This is a genomic window from Halomonas sp. DP3Y7-2 (genome assembly GCF_019800795.1).
In the GTDB taxonomy this organism is placed as follows: domain Bacteria; phylum Pseudomonadota; class Gammaproteobacteria; order Pseudomonadales; family Halomonadaceae; genus Halomonas; species Halomonas litopenaei_A.
On record NZ_JAHVKJ010000013.1, the window covers coordinates 16735 to 34456 of the forward strand.

Below are 17722 nucleotides of genomic sequence, written 5' to 3' on the forward strand. Positions count from 1 at the left end.
ACGCTTCAATCCCCAAGGAGACTTTCATGAGCGTACTGGTAGGACGTCAAGCTCCCGATTTTGAAGCTGCTGCCGTAACCGGCAGCGGTGAGATCGTCGACAACTTCAAGCTGTCCGACAGCAACGGCAAGCTGCGCGTGCTGTTCTTCTGGCCGCTGGACTTCACCTTTGTGTGCCCCTCCGAGATCATCGCCCACGACAACCGTCTGGCGCAGTTCAAGGACCTGGGCGTCGAGGTGATCGGTGTCTCCATCGACTCCCAGTTCACCCACTACGCCTGGCGCAAGACCAGCCCCGACGCCGGCGGCATCGGTGAAGTCGGTTTCCCGATCGTGGCCGACGTCAAGCACGAGATCACCCAGGCCTACGGCATCGAGCACCCGGACGCCGGCGTTGCCATGCGTGCCTCTTTCCTGATCGACGAAGACGGCGTGGTACAGCACCAGGTGGTGAACAACCTGCCGCTGGGCCGCAACGTTGACGAGATGCTGCGCATGGTCAAGGCGCTGCAGCATCACCAGAAGCATGGCGAAGTGTGCCCCGCTGGCTGGGAAGAAGGCCAGGAAGGCATGAAGGACACCGCAGAAGGTGTTGCCAAGTACCTGGGCGCGCACTCCAGCGCACTGTAAAGGTATGGCTGGCGCCAGTCTCGGGTAGATTGGCGCCAGTGGTGGACGGGGCGGCGAGCCCGCCCCGTCGGCCGCAGGCAGGGTGAAGAAGACGCAGCTTGGCCCATGGTGATGAACGCAGCTCCTCGATGACTGCACGACGACGTCACCAGCGGCGAATCTGCCGAATCATTTTCTGAATTTGCTGCACGTTCTCTCTGGACGTTGCAGCCATCTGGTCCAGTGAGGTAGCCATGAGTGAAGCGCGCCACGAACGTCTGATTATTCTGGGCTCCGGCCCGGCCGGCTACAGTGCCGCAGTATACGCTGCCAGGGCCAACCTGAAGCCGCTGCTGATCACCGGCATGCAGACGGGTGGGCAGCTGACCACCACCACCGATGTGGACAACTGGCCTGGTGATGATGCTGGTGTGCAGGGTCCCGAGCTGATGGAGCGGATGCGTCGTCACGCTGAGCGCTTCGATACGGAAGTGCTGTTTGACCATATCCATGAAGTGGAACTGCGTCAGCGCCCCTTCACGCTCAAGGGGGATAACGGTACCTACACCTGTGATGCCCTGATCATTGCCACCGGGGCCAGCGCCCGCTATCTGGGACTGCCCTCCGAGCAGCAGTTCATGGGACAGGGCGTGTCTGCCTGTGCCACCTGCGACGGTTTCTTCTATCGCAACCAGGAAGTGGTCGTCGTCGGCGGAGGCAATACCGCGGTGGAGGAAGCGCTGTACCTGTCCAATATCGCCTCCAAGGTTACCCTGGTGCATCGTCGCGATAGCCTGCGGGCGGAAAAGATTCTGCAGGACAAGCTGTTCGAAAAGGCTGAGAACGGCAATGTCGAGCTGGTATGGAACCATACGCTGGATGAAGTGCTGGGTGACAACACCGGCGTGACCGGTGCCCGACTCAAGTCCGTCGAGACCGGCGCAACCCGCGACATCAGCGCCCCTGGGGTGTTCATCGCGATCGGCCACAGCCCGAACACCGCGATCTTTGAAGGTCAGCTGGATATGGCCGGAGGCTACATCAAGGTCAAGTCCGGCCTTGAAGGTAACGCCACGGCGACCAGTGTGGCTGGGGTGTTTGCCGCTGGTGATGTGATGGACCATGTCTATCGCCAAGCGATTACCTCAGCCGGAAGCGGCTGCATGGCGGCTTTGGACGTGGAGCGATATCTGGACAGCCTCGTCTGAGGTGATCGCCCGGCGCCTTTTCACAAGGTCAGCTCAGCCGGAAGCGGCTGCATGGCGGCGTTGGACGTGGAGCGATATCTGGACAGCCTCGTCTGAGGTGATCGCCCGGCGCCTTTTCACAAGGTCAGCTCAGCCGGAAGCGGCTGCATGGCGGCGCTGGACGTGGAGCGATATCTGGACAGCCTCGTCTGAGGTGATCGCCCGGCGCCTTTTCACAAGGTCAGCTCAGCAGGCAGCGGCTGCATGGCGGCGTTGGACGTGGAGCGTTATCTGGACGGTCTCGAGTAAAGTCATAGCGCTAGCGGCCTGACGCCCCGTCAGGCCGTTGACAGTAGCACCGCCAGGCATCCGTCTGGCGGTGTTTTTTTATCTATGAGGCGGGGGCTTCAGTAGTGGGGGGGAAGCTCGTCCTCGGGGCCGGGAGCGTCACCAAGGTCACGTTCATTATCCGCTGACAGTTCGCGCAAACGCTGCTGCATCAGGCGGTTGATGCGCTCCAGCTCCATCATTCGGCGCTCTTGGGAGGCGATGGTCGCATCCAGGCTGTCGAGCCAGTGTTCTTGATAGGCCAGCCGGCTCTCCAAATCTTCGACACGCTTTGCTAGATCGGCGGACGGCTTGTCAATACCCGTGATAGACTCATGTTGCGGTGTGTCACTGTTCATCGTGTCTGCTGCCTGCCTTGGGCTTTTTCCAAGAAGTCGTGGCGGAAGGGTCTCGCCTGTGTCATTGGCATAGACGATGATCCCATGGTCTTTCCATCTATCTTCATCATGCCAAGAGAGTTTTTTACGTCCATGAATAAAAGGGTTTTCTTTCGTTGTTGTGTGATCAGTGTGCTGCTGGCCGCTCCTGCGCCGCTGCTGATTGCCCTGGCGGTGAGTCTTGCCACGGGTGTGTCAGTCGAGGCATTGCATGGGGTTGTCGGTGAAGAGGCGTTGCTGATCGGCTATGTCGCTGCAGCCAGCGCCATCTTTGCCGTGTTGCTGCTGGCTACCCTATCGCTTAATGCGCTGACGCCGCGCCTGGTCAATCTTGCCGATGTCGAAGATGACGACCGCGAGATTGGTGAGGTCAAATGGTTCAACGTCAACAAGGGATATGGCTTCATCACACGTGATGGTGGCGACGATGTGTTCGTGCATTTTCGGGCGATACGCGGTCGCGGACATCGCACCTTGGCCGAGGGCCAAAAGGTCCGCTATTACGTGGTCGAAAATGAGCGAGGGTTGCAAGCCGACGATGTAACGGTCATCACCTGACCCCTTTCCGCTATCGTCGCTACCCTGAAGACGCCCCGCCATGTGCGGGGCGTCGTCGTTTGAGCTGGTCCCTCAATGGCCGGAGTCAGGCCAGTCGAAGGCGCTTTCGCTGCCGTCGGGCAGCACCCGCAGGAAGCGGTCAGGGTCATCGCCTGGCTGCCAGCCGCCCAAGGAACAGCGGACCTCGCACTCCAGCGCCTTGGCCGCCGCGCGGGCGAACTCTGCGTCGGTAGCCCAAGGGGAGTCGGCGCTGTCGAGCCACAGGCTGGCAAAACCGTCTGCCGCCTTGGCCACCAGCAACACCGGGATCACGCTGGCATCACGCTGCCCTTGAGTGCTCCACTTGAACTTACCGCGGGATACCAGCGGTGCAGCGTCGATAGTCTCTGCCAGCCAGCGACTGATGCGCTCAGGGTCGCAATCGCCCAGGTAGATCTCGATATCGGGATAGCGCTCCATCATCACCTCACTTCGTTGCGCTGGCGAAAAGCCGCGTCAGGATGGCTTCATAGACGTGGCTGAGGTCATCGAGATCGGCGGCGCGGACACGCTCATCCACCTTGTGGATGGTGGCATTGAGCGGACCAAGCTCGACCACCTGGGTGCCCAGGGTGGCAATGAAGCGGCCGTCGGAGGTGCCACCGGAGGTGGACAGCACCGGGGTAATGCCGGTGATATCACGTACTCCAGCGACGGCGGCATCGACCAGGGCCCCTTCGCGGGTCAGGAAGGGTTGGCCGTTCAAGGTCCAGTCAATATCGAAGTCCAGGTCGAAGTCACGCAGGATGGCTTCGGTGCGATCACGCAGCTCCTGGTCGGTCGTCTCGGTGGAGAAGCGGAAGTTGAAGGTGGCCTCCACTTCGCCAGGAATGACGTTGGTGGCTCCCGTGCCGGCGCGCAGGTTGGAGACCTGAAAGCTGGTCGCAGGGAAGCAGTCGTTGCCCGAGTCCCAGTGTTCGTTGGCCAGCGCATCCAGAGCCGGAGCGATCTGGTGGATCGGATTACGCGCCAGATGCGGATAGGCCACATGTCCCTGGATGCCACGCACGGTGAGAACGCCACCCAGCGAGCCGCGACGCCCGTTCTTGATGACGTCGCCCAGACGCTCCGTCGATGACGGCTCGCCGACGATACAGTAGTCCAGACGCTCGTTGCGCTCGCGCAGGCATTCGACGACGGCACGGGTGCCGTCCACTGCCGGTCCTTCCTCGTCAGCGGTGATCAAGAAGGCGATACGCCCAGGATGATCGGGGTGCTCCTGGATGAACCGCTCCACCGCTGTGATCATTGCCGCCAGGCTACCCTTCATGTCAGCCGCTCCACGCCCCCTGAGCATGCCGTCGGCATCAATCTCAGGAGCGAAGGGAGGCGTCTGCCACTGGTGCTCCGGGCCTGTGGGTACAACGTCGGTGTGCCCAGCGAAGGCCAGGACGGGGCCATGATGCCCATGTACCGCCCAGAAGTTGTCGACGTCGCCGAAGCGCAGCGTTTCGACGTTGAAGCCAAGCCGCTCCAGGCGCTCGATCATCAGGGTTTGGCAGCCCATGTCGTCCGGTGTCACCGATGGACGACGCAGCAGCTCGAGGGCAAGCTCCAGGGTGGGCGAAAGCGTCTCGGACGGCGCAGTTGCGCCGGTCGGGGCGGGAAGGTCGGTAGTCGGCATGGCGGTCTCGGTGAGGGGCGGCGGCCGGGGCCGCCGCACTCAGGATCAATTGTGGGCGTGCAGCGCTTCGTTCAGGGCGATGGCGCTCTTGTTGGTCAGGCACTCGATGCGGCCGTTGGTCGAGTTGCGGCGCAAGAGCAGGTCGCTCTGACCCGCCAGCTCACGGGCTGCCAGGGTGCGAACTTCCTGGTTCTGGTCGTCGAGCAGGGTGACCTTGGCGCCCGCGGTGATGTAGAGGCCTGCCTCCACGGTGCAGCGATCGCCGAGGGGGATGCCGATACCGGCGTTGGCGCCGATCAGGCAGCCCTCACCCACGGAGATGATGATGTTGCCGCCGCCGGAAAGGGTGCCCATGGTCGAGCAGCCGCCACCCAGGTCGGAACCCTTGCCAACCATCACGCCAGCAGAGATGCGTCCTTCGATCATGCCGGGGCCCTCGGTACCGGCATTGAAGTTGACGAAACCTTCATGCATGACGGTGGTGCCTTCGCCCAGGTAGGCGCCCAGACGTACCCGCGCGGTATCGGCGATACGCACGCCGCCGGGTACCACGTAGTCGGTCATCTTGGGGAACTTGTCGACGCAGTCCACCGACAGGGTGCGGCCTTCCAGGCGGGCCTTGAGGCGGCGCGCCGGCAGCTCGATGACGTCGATCGCGCCTTCGCTGGTCCAGGCAATGTTGCGCAGCAGACCGAACATACCGGTGAGGTCGAGCTGGTGCGGCTTGACCAGACGGTGGGACAGCAGGTGCAGCTTCAGATAGACCTCGGGGGCCGACTGCGGAGGCAGGTCCTGGTCAATGAAGGTCGCGACCAGCGGGCGCTGGCTGGCAGCAAGGCTGGCGGCCAGGTCGGCCTGTTCTGGATGACCTGCGTCGCGCAGGGCATCAGCCAGGGCCTGGCAGTGCTCGGGCAGGAAGCTGACCACGGCGGTGCCCATGGGCGCATCGAGGACCTTGGCTGCGGCCTCGACCAGGCTGGCGTCAGGGGTCAGCAGGGGGGCCGGATAGTAGACCTCGAGCCAGTCGCCCTGGGTGTTCTGAGTGCCGATACCAAGTGCAAAGCTGTGCATGCCGTATGTCCTTTAAAGTGAACGTGTTCAATCGGGGTTAGAGAGCGTCGTAATCGCCGTCGCGATAGCCGACCAGGATGTCATCGCCCTTGTCGAGCAGCGGGCGTTTGATCAGTGTCGGGTTGGCCAGCATCAGCTCGCGGGCCTTGTTGGCGTCGACGTCCTGCTTGTCGTCGTCGGGCAGCTGGCGCCAGGTAGTGCTGCGGGTATTGAGCAGCGTCTTGACGGCAACCGACTCGAGAAAGTGTTCGAGCAGGGCGGCAGAGACACCGTCAGCGCGCAGATCATGCACCTGGTAGGGGTGTCCGCTTGCGTCCAGTGCCTTTTGCGCCTTGCGGCAGGTGTCGCAGTTCTTGATCACATAGAGCGTCAGCATGGCCTGTCCTCGAAGTGGGGCGTCGTGGTGGCAGCGACGTCAGCCGCTGGCCAGCAGGTGTCGAATGCGTTCTGCTGCCTCGCAGGTGGCGGTGAGCTCATCGACCAGAGCCAGGCGCAGGCGTCCACTGCCGGGATTGCTGCCATCGGCACCGATCCGGCCCATATAGCTGCCCGGTAGCACGCTGACATGCGCTTCAGCATACAGGCGCCGGGTCAGTGCCTCATCGTCACCGTCGGGCACTGCTGGCCACAGATAAAAGCTGGCTTCCGGAGTAGGAAAGTCGACCACCGACGAGAGAATCTCCGTGACCGCCGCGAACTTGGCGCGATAGGCGTCGCGATTGTCGTGCACGTGGGTTTCGTCGGCCCAGGCGGCGATGGACGCATGCTGAATCGGCAGGGCCATGGCGCAGCCGTGGTAGGTGCGGTAGCGACGGAAGCGAGCGATCAGATCGGCATCACCGGCAACGAAACCCGAACGCAGTCCCGGCAAGTTCGAGCGCTTCGACAGGGAGTGGAAGACCAGGCAACGTTGATAGTCGTGGCGCCCCATGGCGGCGGCAGCTTCGAGCAGGCCCGGAGGTGGCGCCTGTTCGTCCAGGTACAGCTCCGAGTAGCACTCGTCCGAGGCGATGATGAAATCGTGTTCGTCGGCCAGGCGGATCAGCTGCTGAAAATCCTCGAGGGGCGTTACGGCGCCGGTGGGGTTGCCCGGTGAGCAGATGAACACCATTTGAACGTCGCGCCAGGTGTCGGCATCGATGGCGGACAGGTCTGGCCGGAAGCCGTTGTCAGCACGGCAGTCCAGATAGAGCGGCTGGCCGCCGGCCAGCAAGGTGGCGCCTTCATAGATCTGGTAGAACGGGTTGGGCACCACCACACGCGCCGGACGTGAGCGGTCCAGGCAGGCCTGGACGAAGGCGAAGATGGCTTCCCGCGTGCCATTGACCGGTAATACCTGGCGCTCGGCATCCAGGCCTTGCAGAGCAAAGCGGCGGCTGGCCCAGGCGGCGATGGCCTGGCGCAATGGTGGCAGACCAGCGATCGCGGGGTAGCGCGCGAATTCCCCCTGATGGCGCACCAGGGCGTCCAGTGCCGCCTGGTAGGGCGGATGCTGGGGTTCGCCGATGGTCAGCGGCCTGTGGCTTAGGTGCGCCGGTGGCGTCAGGTCGGCCTTCAGCGCCGCCAGGCGCTCGAAGGGATATGGTTGCAAGGCATCGAGATCAGGGTTCATGAGGTCCTGGCGCGCCCTTGGGGCGTCGTTGTCATCGCGGGAATGGGGCTGTCGGCGATTATAGGGAAGCGTCGGGCCCGCCTCAAATGCACGGGCGCCGACGGCTCCCCGTCGTTACACGCTGAGCACTTCGATCAGCCGCTCGCGCAGCGCCTGCTGGCGCTGCGGGTCGGTGATCGGGAGGCCGGCGCGGTCGGTGACGTAGAACACGTCTTCGACGCGCTCGCCCAGGGTCGCGATCTTGGCCGCCGACAGTGTGATGCCCTGCTCCATGAAGATGCTGCCAACCCGGGCCAGCAGGCCTGGACGGTCAGGGGCAGTAAGCTCCAGCAAGGTGCGTTCACCGTTGGGGTCCTGTTCAATGGCGACCTGGGTGGCGACCTTGAAATGCTTGAGCTGGCGCGGTGTATGGCGTGTCACGATGGTGGGGTAGTCGTCCGGATCATCCAGTTCCTCGACCAGATGGCGGCGAATCTCCTCCAGGCGCACGGCGTCGCGAATCGGCTGGTCGTGATCGTCGAGCACGATGAAGGTATTCAGCGTCCAATCATTGAGCGAGGTGGCGATGCGGGCGTCGTGGATCGACAGACCAAGTTGCTCCATTGCCGCGGCGGTGGCGGCGAACAGGTCATCCACGGAGCGGGTATGGATGAACACCTTGGTGCCGCCTTCGGGCATATCGTCGGTGGGGGCATTGATCAGGATCAGCGGCATGTCGCTGCCGGCGTGGTCGAGCATGCCCTGGGTCTGCCAGACCACTTCGCTCGGCGCGTACTGCAGAAAGAAGTCTTCTCCCAGAGAGCGCCACAGGGCATCTACCTGCGCCATGTCGGCGCCGATGGTCGCCAGTAGCGAGTGGGCTTCTTCACGGGTTTCGCGCACCCAGTCGTCACGCTCCAGCGGGTTCTCGAGTCCGCGACGCAAGGCGCGCCGTGTTTCGGCATGCAGTTGGCGCATCAGCGACGCGCGCCAGCCATTCCACAGCGTCGGATTGGTGGCGGTGATATCGGCGACGGTGAGAATGTACAGGTAGTCCAGGCGCGTCTCATCGACCACCGTGGCGGCGAAGTCACGTATCACTTCGGGGTCGGTAATGTCCCGCTTCTGGGCCACCATCGACATCAGCAGGTGGTGCTCCACCAGCCAGCTGACCAGGCGGGTGTCGCGCTGGCTGAGTCCGTGTCGCTCAGCGAAGACCTCGACCTCGCGCGCTCCGATCAGCGAATGGTCACCGCCGCGACCCTTGCCGATGTCGTGAAACAGTCCGGCAATCCACAGGATGTCCATCTTGGGCACCTGGTGGATCAGGGTGGCCGCGACGGGAAATTCCTTCTTGGACTCCGGCTTGCGGAATCCATGCAGGCATTTCAGCAGGCGCAGAGTGTGGGCATCTACCGTGTAGATGTGGAACAGGTCGTGCTGCATCAGGCCGACCGCCTGACCAAAGGCCGGCAGATACTTGCCCAGCACACCATAGCGGTTCATGCGACGGAGCTGGCGCGCGACATTGCCGGAAGAGCGCAACAGCGCCATGAACAGCGCCTGGTGGCGAGGGTCGTCGCGGTAGCGATCGTCCATCAGGTGTCGATGGTCGCGGATCAGGCGAATGGTATCGGCGCGCACGCCTTCAATTTCAGGATGTTCTGCCATCAGGTAGAACAGCTCGAGCAGGGCCGAGGGTTGGTCCCGAAACAGGGTGCGCGAGCGTACCTGGATGTAGCCACCGGCGACTTCAAAGCGCTCGTTGAGCGGGGTGACCGCAATCGGCTCGTCGGGGCGCAGGATCTGCTCGTCGAAGTGCTGCAGCAGCATGTCATTGAGCCCAGCCAGGGCGGTGACATGACGGTAATAGCGCTTCATGAACTGCTCTACCGCCAGACGCTCAGGGTTGTCGCGATAGCCAAACAGCTCGGCGATGGTGTTCTGATGGTCAAACAGCAGGCGGTCTTCGGCGCGCCCGGTGAGCATGTGCAGGGCGTAGCGAACCTGCCACAGGAACGCCTGGCCCTGGCTCAGGATGCGGTGTTCGGCGTCGTTCATGAAGCCTTTGGCCACCACATCCTCGTAGGACTCGGTATCGAAATGGCGCTTGGCGACCCAGCCGATCATCTGGATATCGCGAAGCCCACCGGGTGAGCTCTTGATGTTCGGTTCCAGATGATATTCGGAGTTGTTGAAACGATAGTGGCGGGCGATCTGTTCCTGCCACTTGGCTTCGAAGAAGCGATCCGCCGGCCACATGTGCTCCGCCGCCAGCCGCTCACGCATGGCCTGGCGCAGCGCCTCCCGCCCTGCAATGGTGCGAGATTCCAGCAGGTTGGTGATGACGGTGACGTCGGCTTCGGCCTCGCGCGCGCAGTCGTTGAGCGAGCGCACGCTATGGCCGATTTCCAGGCCGATGTCCCACAGAAAGGTGATAAACGAGGTCAACGCTTCCCGATAAGGGGTGTCGTCATCGTCTTTCAGCAGGAACATCAGGTCGATATCGGAATGCGGATGCAGTTCGCCGCGGCCGTAGCCGCCCACGGCGAGCAGGGCAACCCCGTCGTCCAGTCCCGTCTGGCGTGACCAGGCCAGGGCCAGCAGCTGGTCGAGGCACCAGGCCCGCCCGCGTACCAGGTCACGGATGTCTGCGCCTCCCAGGAAGCGCTCATCGAGACGGGCCTGAATCTCCTTTAGCGCCCCCTTGAACGGAGCGATGGGAGAACGTTGGCCGTCGAGCTGGCGAGCAAAGTCGTCGACGTCGAACAGCTCGAATTCCGGTGCGAAGCGGTAGTGGTGCAGCAGCATGGGCTCTCAGCGCTCGAGGAAGGACAGGTCTTCATCCGAGCGAGCGGTCAGCACCTCGACCCCGGTCTCGGTCACCAGCAGGGTGTGCTCCCACTGGGCAGTCAGTCCCTTGTCCTTGGTGACCGCCGTCCAGCCATCGCGCAGCACCTTGGTGCGATGGTCGCCGACGTTGATCATTGGCTCGATGGTAAAGCACATGCCGGCCGCCAGTTCGATGTCGGCTTCCGGGGCGTAGCCATCGTAGTGCAGTACCTGGGGATCCTCATGGAAGCCGGCGCCGATGCCGTGGCCGCAGAAGTCCCGAACGACGGAGTAGCCGTTGGCCTGGGCATGGCTTTCAATGGCGCGGGCGAGCTCGGACAGCCGCACCCCGGGGCGTACCAGCGCCATGCTGCGGTACAGGCACTCCTGGGTGACGCGACACAGGCGCTCGCCCTGAATGGTGTCACCGATGATGAACATGACGCTGGAGTCGCCGTGGTAGCCATCGGCAGTCTTCACGGTGATGTCCATGTTCATGATGTCGCCCTTCTTCAGCTTCTTGCTGTCGTCGGGGATGCCGTGGCAGACCACATGGTTGATCGAGGTGCAGATGGACTTGGGAAAGCCATGATAGTTGAGCGGGGCAGGGGTCGAGCCGAGCTCATTGACGATGTAGTCGTGGCACAGCTTGTCCAGGTGGCCGGTGCTGACACCAGCGACGACGTGAGGGGTGATCATCTCCAGCACGCTGGCCGCCTGGCGGCCGGCTTCGCGCATTTTTTCGATTTCGTCGGGCGTCTTGATGGGTACGTTCATGGAATCTCGATCTGTGTGGGGTCGCCATGGGGCAGGAGGCTGCGGCTGACACAGCGCAGAATGGCCGTATGCGGGTGTCGATGCGGCGGCGTCGAGCGCGCGAGACGCTGGGCGACTTCAATTCGAAAGTCATCCATGGTATAAAGCTGCGCGCTTTCCTGCAATCGCCGTTCCCTGCATGGGTGTGTCGATCACGGAGCGGGTGAGATAAGGAAGGGTTACGATCCTTCGCTCCCTGCCTGCGACGCCCTCGCCAGGCGGCGCGTTACGGGAAGGCGGCAAACAGAAGAGGCTTTCACAGTGGAAGCCTCGAGCCTTGAAAACACACATGCACCGACACATGGTCCCGGGTGCCTGAGGGAAACCTCTGGTCGGATCCATGGGGTGCATGGAGGCCTAACCCGATTTTTCAGGAGTCATCCATGGCACACGTCAATATGCGTGACCTGCTCAAGGCAGGCGCACACTTCGGTCACCAGACACGTTACTGGAACCCGAAGATGGGCAAGTTCATCTTCGGCGCTCGTAACAAGATTCACATCATCAACCTCGAGCATACCCTTCCGGCGCTCAACGAGGCGATCGATGTGGTCGAGAAGATGGCCTCTGCCAACAACAAGATCATGTTCGTCGGTACCAAGCGTAGCGCGAGCAAGATCATCAAGGAAGAAGCCAACCGCGTTGGTCAGCCGTTCGTCAACCACCGCTGGCTCGGCGGCATGCTGACGAACTACAAGACCATTCGTCAGTCCATCAAGCGTCTGCGCGAACTCGAGACCATGCACGAAGATGGTACTTTCGAGAAGCTGACCAAGAAAGAAGTCCTGATGGCGACTCGCGAGCAAGAGAAGCTCGAGCGCTCCATCGGCGGTATCAAGGAAATGGGCGGCCTGCCGGACGCACTTTTCGTGATCGACGTCGACCACGAGCGTATCGCTATCAACGAAGCGAACAAGCTGGGCATCCCGGTCATCGGCGTGGTTGACACCAACTCCGATCCGGACGGCGTCGACTACGTGATCCCGGGCAACGATGACTCCATCCGCGCCATCCAGATCTACGTCAAGGCCATCGCCGATGCCTGTGGTCGTGCAAAGGAAGGTCGCCCCGATGAGTTCGTCGAAGTGACCGACAGCGAAGGCGATGCCGCCGCTGCTGCCGAGTAAGCTTCGGCCCGCCTGGGCCAGCTGATCGCGCAAGCGATCCACGCCGGACAGGCGCAAAGGGGGCCGAGGCCCCCTTTTCTCTACTCTGGCCCGCGGTCAAGCCGAGGGCCTCTCCGACACCCAGGTCGAACCATTTAGAGGTGAATACCATGGCAGCTATCAGCGCCTCCCAGGTCAAGGAACTGCGCGAGCGTACCGGGCTCGGCATGATGGAGTGCAAGAAGGCACTCACCGAAGCCGGCGGTGACATCGAGCAGGCCATTGAGGATCTGCGCAAGAACTCTGGTCTCAAGGCCGCCAAGAAAGCGGGTCGTACCGCTGCTGAAGGCGTTGTCGTGACTCGCGTGTCCGAGGACGGCAGCTACGGCGTGATGGTCGAGATCAACTCCGAGACCGACTTCGTTGCTCGTGACGACAACTTCAAGGCATTTGCCGACAAGGTGGCGGATACCTTCTTCGCCGCCAAGAGCGAAGACGTCGCCGCTGTGACCGCTGGCGAGCTGGAAACTGCTCGTGAGCAGCTGGTCCAGAAAATCGGCGAGAACATCGGCGTGCGTCGCGCTGTGGTCGTCGATGCGGCTGACGGCAACCTGGTGGGTGCCTATGTGCACGGTGGCCGCATCGGCGTGCTGACCGAGCTCAAGGGTGGCACTCAGGAAGCCGCCAAGGACGTGTCCATGCACGTGGCTGCGATCAACCCGGCCGTTGCTCGTCCTGAGAACATGCCTCAGGAAGCGCTCGACCAGGAAAAGGCCATCATCCTGGCGCAGCCGGATATGGCGGGCAAGCCCGAGCAGATCGCCGAGAAGATGGTGCAGGGCCGCCTGAAGAAGTACCTGGCCGAGAACAGCCTGACCGAGCAGCCCTTCGTCAAGGATCCGAACCAGAGCGTAGCCGAGTTCGTCAAGGCCGCCGGTGGTGAAGTGATCGGCTTCACTCGCTTCGAAGTGGGCGAGGGCATCGAGAAGGAAGAGGTCGACTTCGCCAAGGAAGTCATGGAACAGGCCAAGCGTAGCTAAAGGGATGTGTTTCCCGAGGCCCAAGGTTCCATACTGTGCTAGCACAGTGTAAAGATGGCGTGCGCGAAAGCGCACGCCTTCGTGTATGCGTCAGCGGTGAGCGTACGGCCTGACCGACCGTCACTCGACCCATCCAGTCCCCAGTGGAGAAATGCCATGAGTAGCGCCGATTCTTCCCCCCAGTCCAAGCTCGACAAGCCCCGTGCCGATGTGTCGAAGTACAAGCGCATCCTGCTGAAGCTGTCAGGCGAGGCGTTGACCGGGGATGCCGAGTTCGGGATCGATCCCAAGGTGCTTGATCGCATGGCCCTCGAGATTGGGCAGCTGGTAGGCATCGGCGTCCAGGTAGGCATCGTGATCGGCGGTGGCAACCTGTTCCGTGGTGCCGCCCTGCATGAAGCCGGTATGGAGCGTGTCACCGGTGACCACATGGGCATGCTGGCGACGGTGATGAACGCCCTGGCCATGCGCGATGCGCTTGAGCGTTCCAACATCCGCTCGCGGGTCATGTCGGCGATTCCCATGAGTGGGGTAGTTGAGCACTACGACCGACGCACGGCGATTCGTTACCTGACGTCCGGCGATGTCGTGCTGTTCTCCGCCGGTACCGGTAACCCGTTCTTTACCACCGATTCCGCTGCGTGTCTGCGCGGCATCGAGATCGATGCCGACGTGGTGGTCAAGGCAACCAAGGTAGATGGTGTCTACGACAAGGATCCGGTCAAGTTCGACGATGCCGTCAAGTATGACCAACTGTCCTATGACGACGCCCTCGAACAGAAGCTCGGGGTGATGGATTTGACCGCGATTTGTCTGGTGCGTGACCATGACATGCCGGTTCGGGTCTTCAACATGAACAAGCCTGGCGCCCTGCTCAACCTGGTAGTGGGTGGCAAGGAAGGCACGCTGATCGACAGAGGGTGAGATCGTGATCAACGACATCAAGAAAGACACAGAAACGAGAATGCAGAAGACCATCGAGTCGCTGCATCATAACCTGAACAAGATTCGCACCGGCCGCGCGCATCCCAGCATTCTGGATGCCGTCCAGGTCGAATACTACGGCTCCATGATGCCGCTGAACCAGGTGGCGTCGGTCAACGTCGAGGACGCCCGCACGCTGACCGTCGTGCCCTGGGAGCAAAGCATGGTGCCCAAGGTCGAGAAGGCGATCATGACCTCTGACCTCGGCCTCAATCCGGCGTCTGCCGGCAACGTGATCCGCGTGCCGATGCCGATGCTCACCGAGGAGACGCGCAAGGGCTACATCAAGCAGGCGCGTCAGGAAGCGGAGAACGCGCGGGTCGCGATCCGTAACGTTCGTCGTGATGCCAATAACGACATCAAGGCGCTGCTCAAGGACAAGGAAATTTCCGAGGACGAAGAGCGTCAGGGTGAGGATGAGGTGCAGAAGATCACCGATCGCTTCATCGCCGAAATCGACAAGACCTTGGCGGCCAAGGAAGAAGACCTGATGCAGGTCTGATCCGGCGCTGCTCCGGGGCTGCCGCGACGGCAGGCCCGGGGTGCCGCTGCACTGGGCGTGCGCTATCGTGTTGCATGTGACCAGTGGCCGAGGTTGCTTTGTCGGCCATCGCCTTGGCCGATGGCCGACAAATGAACCGATTGTCTTGCTGCCAGGATGCGGTGAGGCTGGATTCAAACGTCATGCGAGACCCCATGAAGTCAACGCCGTCTCCCGAACTTCGCCCGCTGCCGCCCTCTGCGAGTCTGCCTCGTCACGTGGCCGTGATCATGGATGGCAACAACCGTTGGGCCAAGGCGCGCGGTTTATCCGGTGTGCGCGGGCATCACGCGGGTGTCGAAGCCGTGAGAGCGGTGATTCGTCGTGCCGCCGAGAGACGTATCGAGACGCTGACGCTGTTTGCTTTCTCCAGTGAGAACTGGAAACGTCCCGCCGCTGAAGTGAACGCGCTGATGGAACTGTTCCTGATGGCGCTCAAGCGCGAGGTCAAGAAGCTCCACGAGCACGATATCCGTCTGTCGGTGATCGGTGATACCTCGGGGTTCTCGTCGGCGATCCAGAAGCGGATTGAAGATGCCGAGCGGTTGACGCAGGGCAATCAGGGATTGCGCCTGGTTATTGCCGCCAACTATGGCGGTCAGTGGGACATCGCCAGCGGCGCGCGGCGGCTGGCCGAGCGCGTCGCGCGGGGTGAGCTCGAGGCGGATGCCATTGACGAAGACACCCTGGCACAGGAGCTGTGCTTGAGTGACGCGGCGCCAGTCGATCTGTGCATTCGTACCAGCGGCGAGCGCCGTATCTCCAACTTCCTGCTGTGGCAACTGGCCTATGCGGAGCTGTACTTTACGCCCGTGCTCTGGCCCGACTTCGATGGCGAGGCCTTCGACGACGCGCTGGAGGACTTCTGCCAGCGCAAGCGCCGCTTCGGCATGACTGACGAACAGCTAGAGGCCCAGGGTGCTTAGACAGCGAATCATTACCGCGGTCTGGCTGGCGCCGTTGGCGCTGGCAGGCTTGTTTGGACTGGAAGGGGGCGCCTTCGCGCTGTTCACCGGCGCCATCGTGGTGCTGGCGGGCTGGGAGTGGGCCAACCTGGCAGGCCTGGATCGGGGAGTGAGGCGTTGGCTAGCCCCGGCGGCGCTGGCCGGGGTCATGCTGGTGATGTGGCTAACCGGTCAGTCTCACGCCCTGTGGCCCTTGGTGATAGGCGCCGTTGGCTGGTCGATCAATCTGTGGTGGGTGCTGGGGCATCCTGAGCGCACGCCGCAGTGGTCGTCGACCTGCATGCGCCTGGCCATGGGCGGCTGGGTATTGCTGCCCACCTGGGTCGGCTTCAACCTGCTGCGGGAGAGCGGCGCCGCCTGGCTACTGTTCGTGCTGCTGCTGGTGTGGGGAGCCGATATCGGTGCTTACTTCGTTGGCCGCGCCTTTGGCCGTCGCAAGCTGGCGCCCAGCGTCAGCCCAGGCAAGTCCTGGGAAGGCGTATACGGTGGCATGGCCGTCACTGCCTGTCTGGCGGTGGTGTTTGCCCTGTGGCAGGCGCTATCGCTGTCCGCCGCCATCACGCTTGTGCTGCTGACACTGGCCGTGACCCTGATCTCGGTGCTTGGGGATCTGCTCGAGAGCATGCTCAAGCGCCATCGCGGGATCAAGGACTCGAGTGCCCTGTTGCCCGGGCATGGCGGCGTGCTTGATCGCATCGACAGCCTGACGGCTGCGATTCCCGTCTTCGCACTTTTCTTTACCTGGCTGGTGGCGTCATGACAGATCCTAAGCGCTCTGACGCACAGGCGGTAAAGGGGGTGACTGTGCTGGGAGCCACCGGCTCTATCGGCACTAGTACCCTCGACGTCATCGCCCGGCATCCCGACCGCTATCGCGTCCACGCCCTGACGGCACACCGGTCCCGCGAGGCGCTGCTGGAGCAGTGCCTATCTCACCGCCCCGAGGTGGCCGTGCTGGGCGGCGCAGCCGATGCCGAATGGCTGGCACTGAAGCTCCGGGAGTCTGGCCTTGCCACCGAGGTACGCCACGGTGATCAGGCATTGGCGGAGGTCGCCAGTGCGCCGGAAGCCGAGGTGGTCATGGCGGCCATTGTGGGCGCCGCCGGACTGTTGCCTACGCTGGCTGCGGTGCGGGCGGGCAAGCGCGTGCTGCTGGCCAACAAGGAAGCGTTGGTCATGTCGGGGGCGCTGTTCATGCAGGCCGTCGAGGAGAGCGGCGCGGCGCTGTTGCCGATCGATTCCGAGCACAATGCCATTTTTCAGTGTCTGCCCGGTGAACACCGTGGAGGGTTGGCGCAGCATGGGGTCACCCAGCTGCTGCTGACCGCTTCGGGCGGTCCCTTTCGCGGTTACTCCTCCGAGCAGCTGGCCCAGGTCACCCCCGACCAGGCCTGTGCGCACCCCAACTGGTCGATGGGCCGCAAGATTTCCGTAGACAGTGCCACCCTGATGAACAAGGGGCTCGAGCTGATCGAGGCCTGCTGGCTGTTCGATGCTCGGCCCGAGCAGATTCAGGTGGTGGTACACCCGCAGAGCGTGATTCATTCCATGGCGGCCTACAGCGATGGGTCGGTGCTGGCACAGCTTGGCAACCCGGACATGCGCACGCCCATCGCCTACGGCTTGGCGTGGCCCGAGCGGATCGATGCCGGTGTGCAGCCGCTGGATCTGTTCGCGGTGGCTCGTCTGGACTTCGAGCCGGCCGACGAAACGGCGTTTCCCTGCCTGCGTCTGGCTCGCGAGGCGATGGCGGAAGGGGGGCTGCAGCCTGCCGTACTCAACGCCGCCAACGAAATCGCGGTGGAGGCCTTCCTGGATCGGCGCCTGGGCTTCAATGCCATTGCCGCGCTGGTGCAGGACGTCAGAGAGGGCCACTTCGATGGCCGCGCCGATGATCTGGAGGCGGTGCTGGCCGCCGACCGCCAGGCCCGGCGTCATGCGCTGGCCTGGCTGGAGGCACGCCGCTGATGCGTTGTTTAGTGGAACCTTTCTCATTCTCTGCTGCCGGAACAACGACGGCGCTGGCGCCGACGCA

Annotated in this window: 18 protein-coding genes; 10 read left to right on the forward strand and 8 right to left on the reverse strand. The window is 62.8% G+C overall.

Annotation, left to right across the window (positions count from 1 at the left end; genetic code table 11):
- Nucleotides 1-26 precede the first annotated feature (26 nt).
- On the forward strand, nucleotides 27-629 hold the full coding sequence (locus KUV45_RS18155; RefSeq protein WP_206940343.1) for a peroxiredoxin: 603 nt from the start codon (nucleotides 27-29) through the stop codon (nucleotides 627-629).
- 233 nt (nucleotides 630-862) lie between these two features.
- Nucleotides 863-1816 carry a thioredoxin-disulfide reductase gene (gene trxB, locus KUV45_RS18160; RefSeq protein ID WP_206940341.1) on the forward strand — a complete coding sequence of 318 codons (954 nt, stop codon included), beginning with the start codon at nucleotides 863-865 and terminating at the stop codon, nucleotides 1814-1816.
- A gap of 386 nt (nucleotides 1817-2202) precedes the next feature.
- Here trxB and KUV45_RS18165 read toward each other — a convergent pair whose 3' ends face one another.
- Nucleotides 2203-2481, reverse strand: coding sequence for a SlyX family protein (locus KUV45_RS18165; RefSeq protein ID WP_206940338.1), 279 nt, complete (start codon nucleotides 2479-2481; stop codon nucleotides 2203-2205).
- Between the two features lie 132 nt (nucleotides 2482-2613).
- Between KUV45_RS18165 and KUV45_RS20415 the strand changes: the two genes are divergently transcribed.
- Nucleotides 2614-3078, forward strand: coding sequence for a cold-shock protein (locus tag KUV45_RS20415; protein WP_206940336.1), 465 nt, complete (start codon nucleotides 2614-2616; stop codon nucleotides 3076-3078).
- A 72-nt stretch (nucleotides 3079-3150) separates the two neighbouring features.
- Here the strand turns inward: KUV45_RS20415 and KUV45_RS18175 are convergent, their stop codons facing one another.
- The 7 genes from KUV45_RS18175 to map form a co-directional block, all read right to left on the reverse strand.
- Nucleotides 3151-3537: a hypothetical protein gene (locus KUV45_RS18175; protein ID WP_222161653.1), complete on the reverse strand. Its 387-nt coding sequence runs from the start codon at nucleotides 3535-3537 to the stop codon at nucleotides 3151-3153.
- A 7-nt stretch (nucleotides 3538-3544) separates the two neighbouring features.
- Entirely contained in the window at nucleotides 3545-4741 is a 1197-nt protein-coding gene (gene dapE, locus KUV45_RS18180) for a succinyl-diaminopimelate desuccinylase (protein ID WP_206940334.1), read from the reverse strand.
- Nucleotides 4742-4786: 45 nt separating this feature from the next.
- Nucleotides 4787-5812, reverse strand: a complete 1026-nt coding sequence (gene dapD / locus KUV45_RS18185; RefSeq protein ID WP_222161560.1) for a 2,3,4,5-tetrahydropyridine-2,6-dicarboxylate N-succinyltransferase — start codon at nucleotides 5810-5812, stop codon at nucleotides 4787-4789.
- Between the two features lie 37 nt (nucleotides 5813-5849).
- Nucleotides 5850-6188: an arsenate reductase gene (locus KUV45_RS18190; protein ID WP_206940329.1), complete on the reverse strand. Its 339-nt coding sequence runs from the start codon at nucleotides 6186-6188 to the stop codon at nucleotides 5850-5852.
- A gap of 39 nt (nucleotides 6189-6227) precedes the next feature.
- The gene (gene dapC, locus KUV45_RS18195; protein ID WP_222161561.1) at nucleotides 6228-7424 is read right to left on the reverse strand and encodes a succinyldiaminopimelate transaminase; all 1197 of its coding nucleotides are present in this window, start codon (nucleotides 7422-7424) and stop codon (nucleotides 6228-6230) included.
- 114 nt (nucleotides 7425-7538) lie between these two features.
- Entirely contained in the window at nucleotides 7539-10214 is a 2676-nt protein-coding gene (locus tag KUV45_RS18200; RefSeq protein WP_222161562.1) for a [protein-PII] uridylyltransferase, read from the reverse strand.
- A 6-nt stretch (nucleotides 10215-10220) separates the two neighbouring features.
- Nucleotides 10221-11012, reverse strand: coding sequence for a type I methionyl aminopeptidase (gene map / locus KUV45_RS18205; RefSeq protein WP_206940323.1), 792 nt, complete (start codon nucleotides 11010-11012; stop codon nucleotides 10221-10223).
- A 422-nt stretch (nucleotides 11013-11434) separates the two neighbouring features.
- Between map and rpsB the strand changes: the two genes are divergently transcribed.
- The 7 genes from rpsB to ispC all read left to right on the forward strand — a co-directional run bounded on the left by rpsB (nucleotide 11435) and on the right by ispC (nucleotide 17655).
- Nucleotides 11435-12178 (forward strand): 30S ribosomal protein S2, encoded by a 744-nt coding sequence (rpsB, locus tag KUV45_RS18210; RefSeq protein ID WP_206940321.1) that lies wholly within the window; start codon nucleotides 11435-11437, stop codon nucleotides 12176-12178.
- A gap of 149 nt (nucleotides 12179-12327) precedes the next feature.
- Complete coding sequence (gene tsf / locus KUV45_RS18215; protein ID WP_206940319.1) at nucleotides 12328-13197, forward strand: translation elongation factor Ts; 870 nt, start codon at nucleotides 12328-12330, stop codon at nucleotides 13195-13197.
- Between the two features lie 156 nt (nucleotides 13198-13353).
- Nucleotides 13354-14121: a UMP kinase gene (gene pyrH / locus KUV45_RS18220; RefSeq protein ID WP_206940318.1), complete on the forward strand. Its 768-nt coding sequence runs from the start codon at nucleotides 13354-13356 to the stop codon at nucleotides 14119-14121.
- Nucleotides 14122-14125: 4 nt separating this feature from the next.
- The gene (gene frr, locus KUV45_RS18225) at nucleotides 14126-14683 is read left to right on the forward strand and encodes a ribosome recycling factor (RefSeq protein ID WP_206940317.1); all 558 of its coding nucleotides are present in this window, start codon (nucleotides 14126-14128) and stop codon (nucleotides 14681-14683) included.
- Nucleotides 14684-14877: 194 nt separating this feature from the next.
- Nucleotides 14878-15648, forward strand: a complete 771-nt coding sequence (uppS, locus tag KUV45_RS18230) for a polyprenyl diphosphate synthase (RefSeq protein WP_224851878.1) — start codon at nucleotides 14878-14880, stop codon at nucleotides 15646-15648.
- Complete coding sequence (locus tag KUV45_RS18235; protein WP_206940315.1) at nucleotides 15641-16447, forward strand: phosphatidate cytidylyltransferase; 807 nt, start codon at nucleotides 15641-15643, stop codon at nucleotides 16445-16447. The genes uppS and KUV45_RS18235 overlap by 8 nt, the downstream gene beginning before the upstream one ends.
- Nucleotides 16444-17655 carry a 1-deoxy-D-xylulose-5-phosphate reductoisomerase gene (ispC, locus tag KUV45_RS18240; RefSeq protein ID WP_222161563.1) on the forward strand — a complete coding sequence of 404 codons (1212 nt, stop codon included), beginning with the start codon at nucleotides 16444-16446 and terminating at the stop codon, nucleotides 17653-17655. Before KUV45_RS18235 ends, ispC begins: the two co-directional genes overlap by 4 nt.
- Nucleotides 17656-17722: the final 67 nt, after the last annotated feature.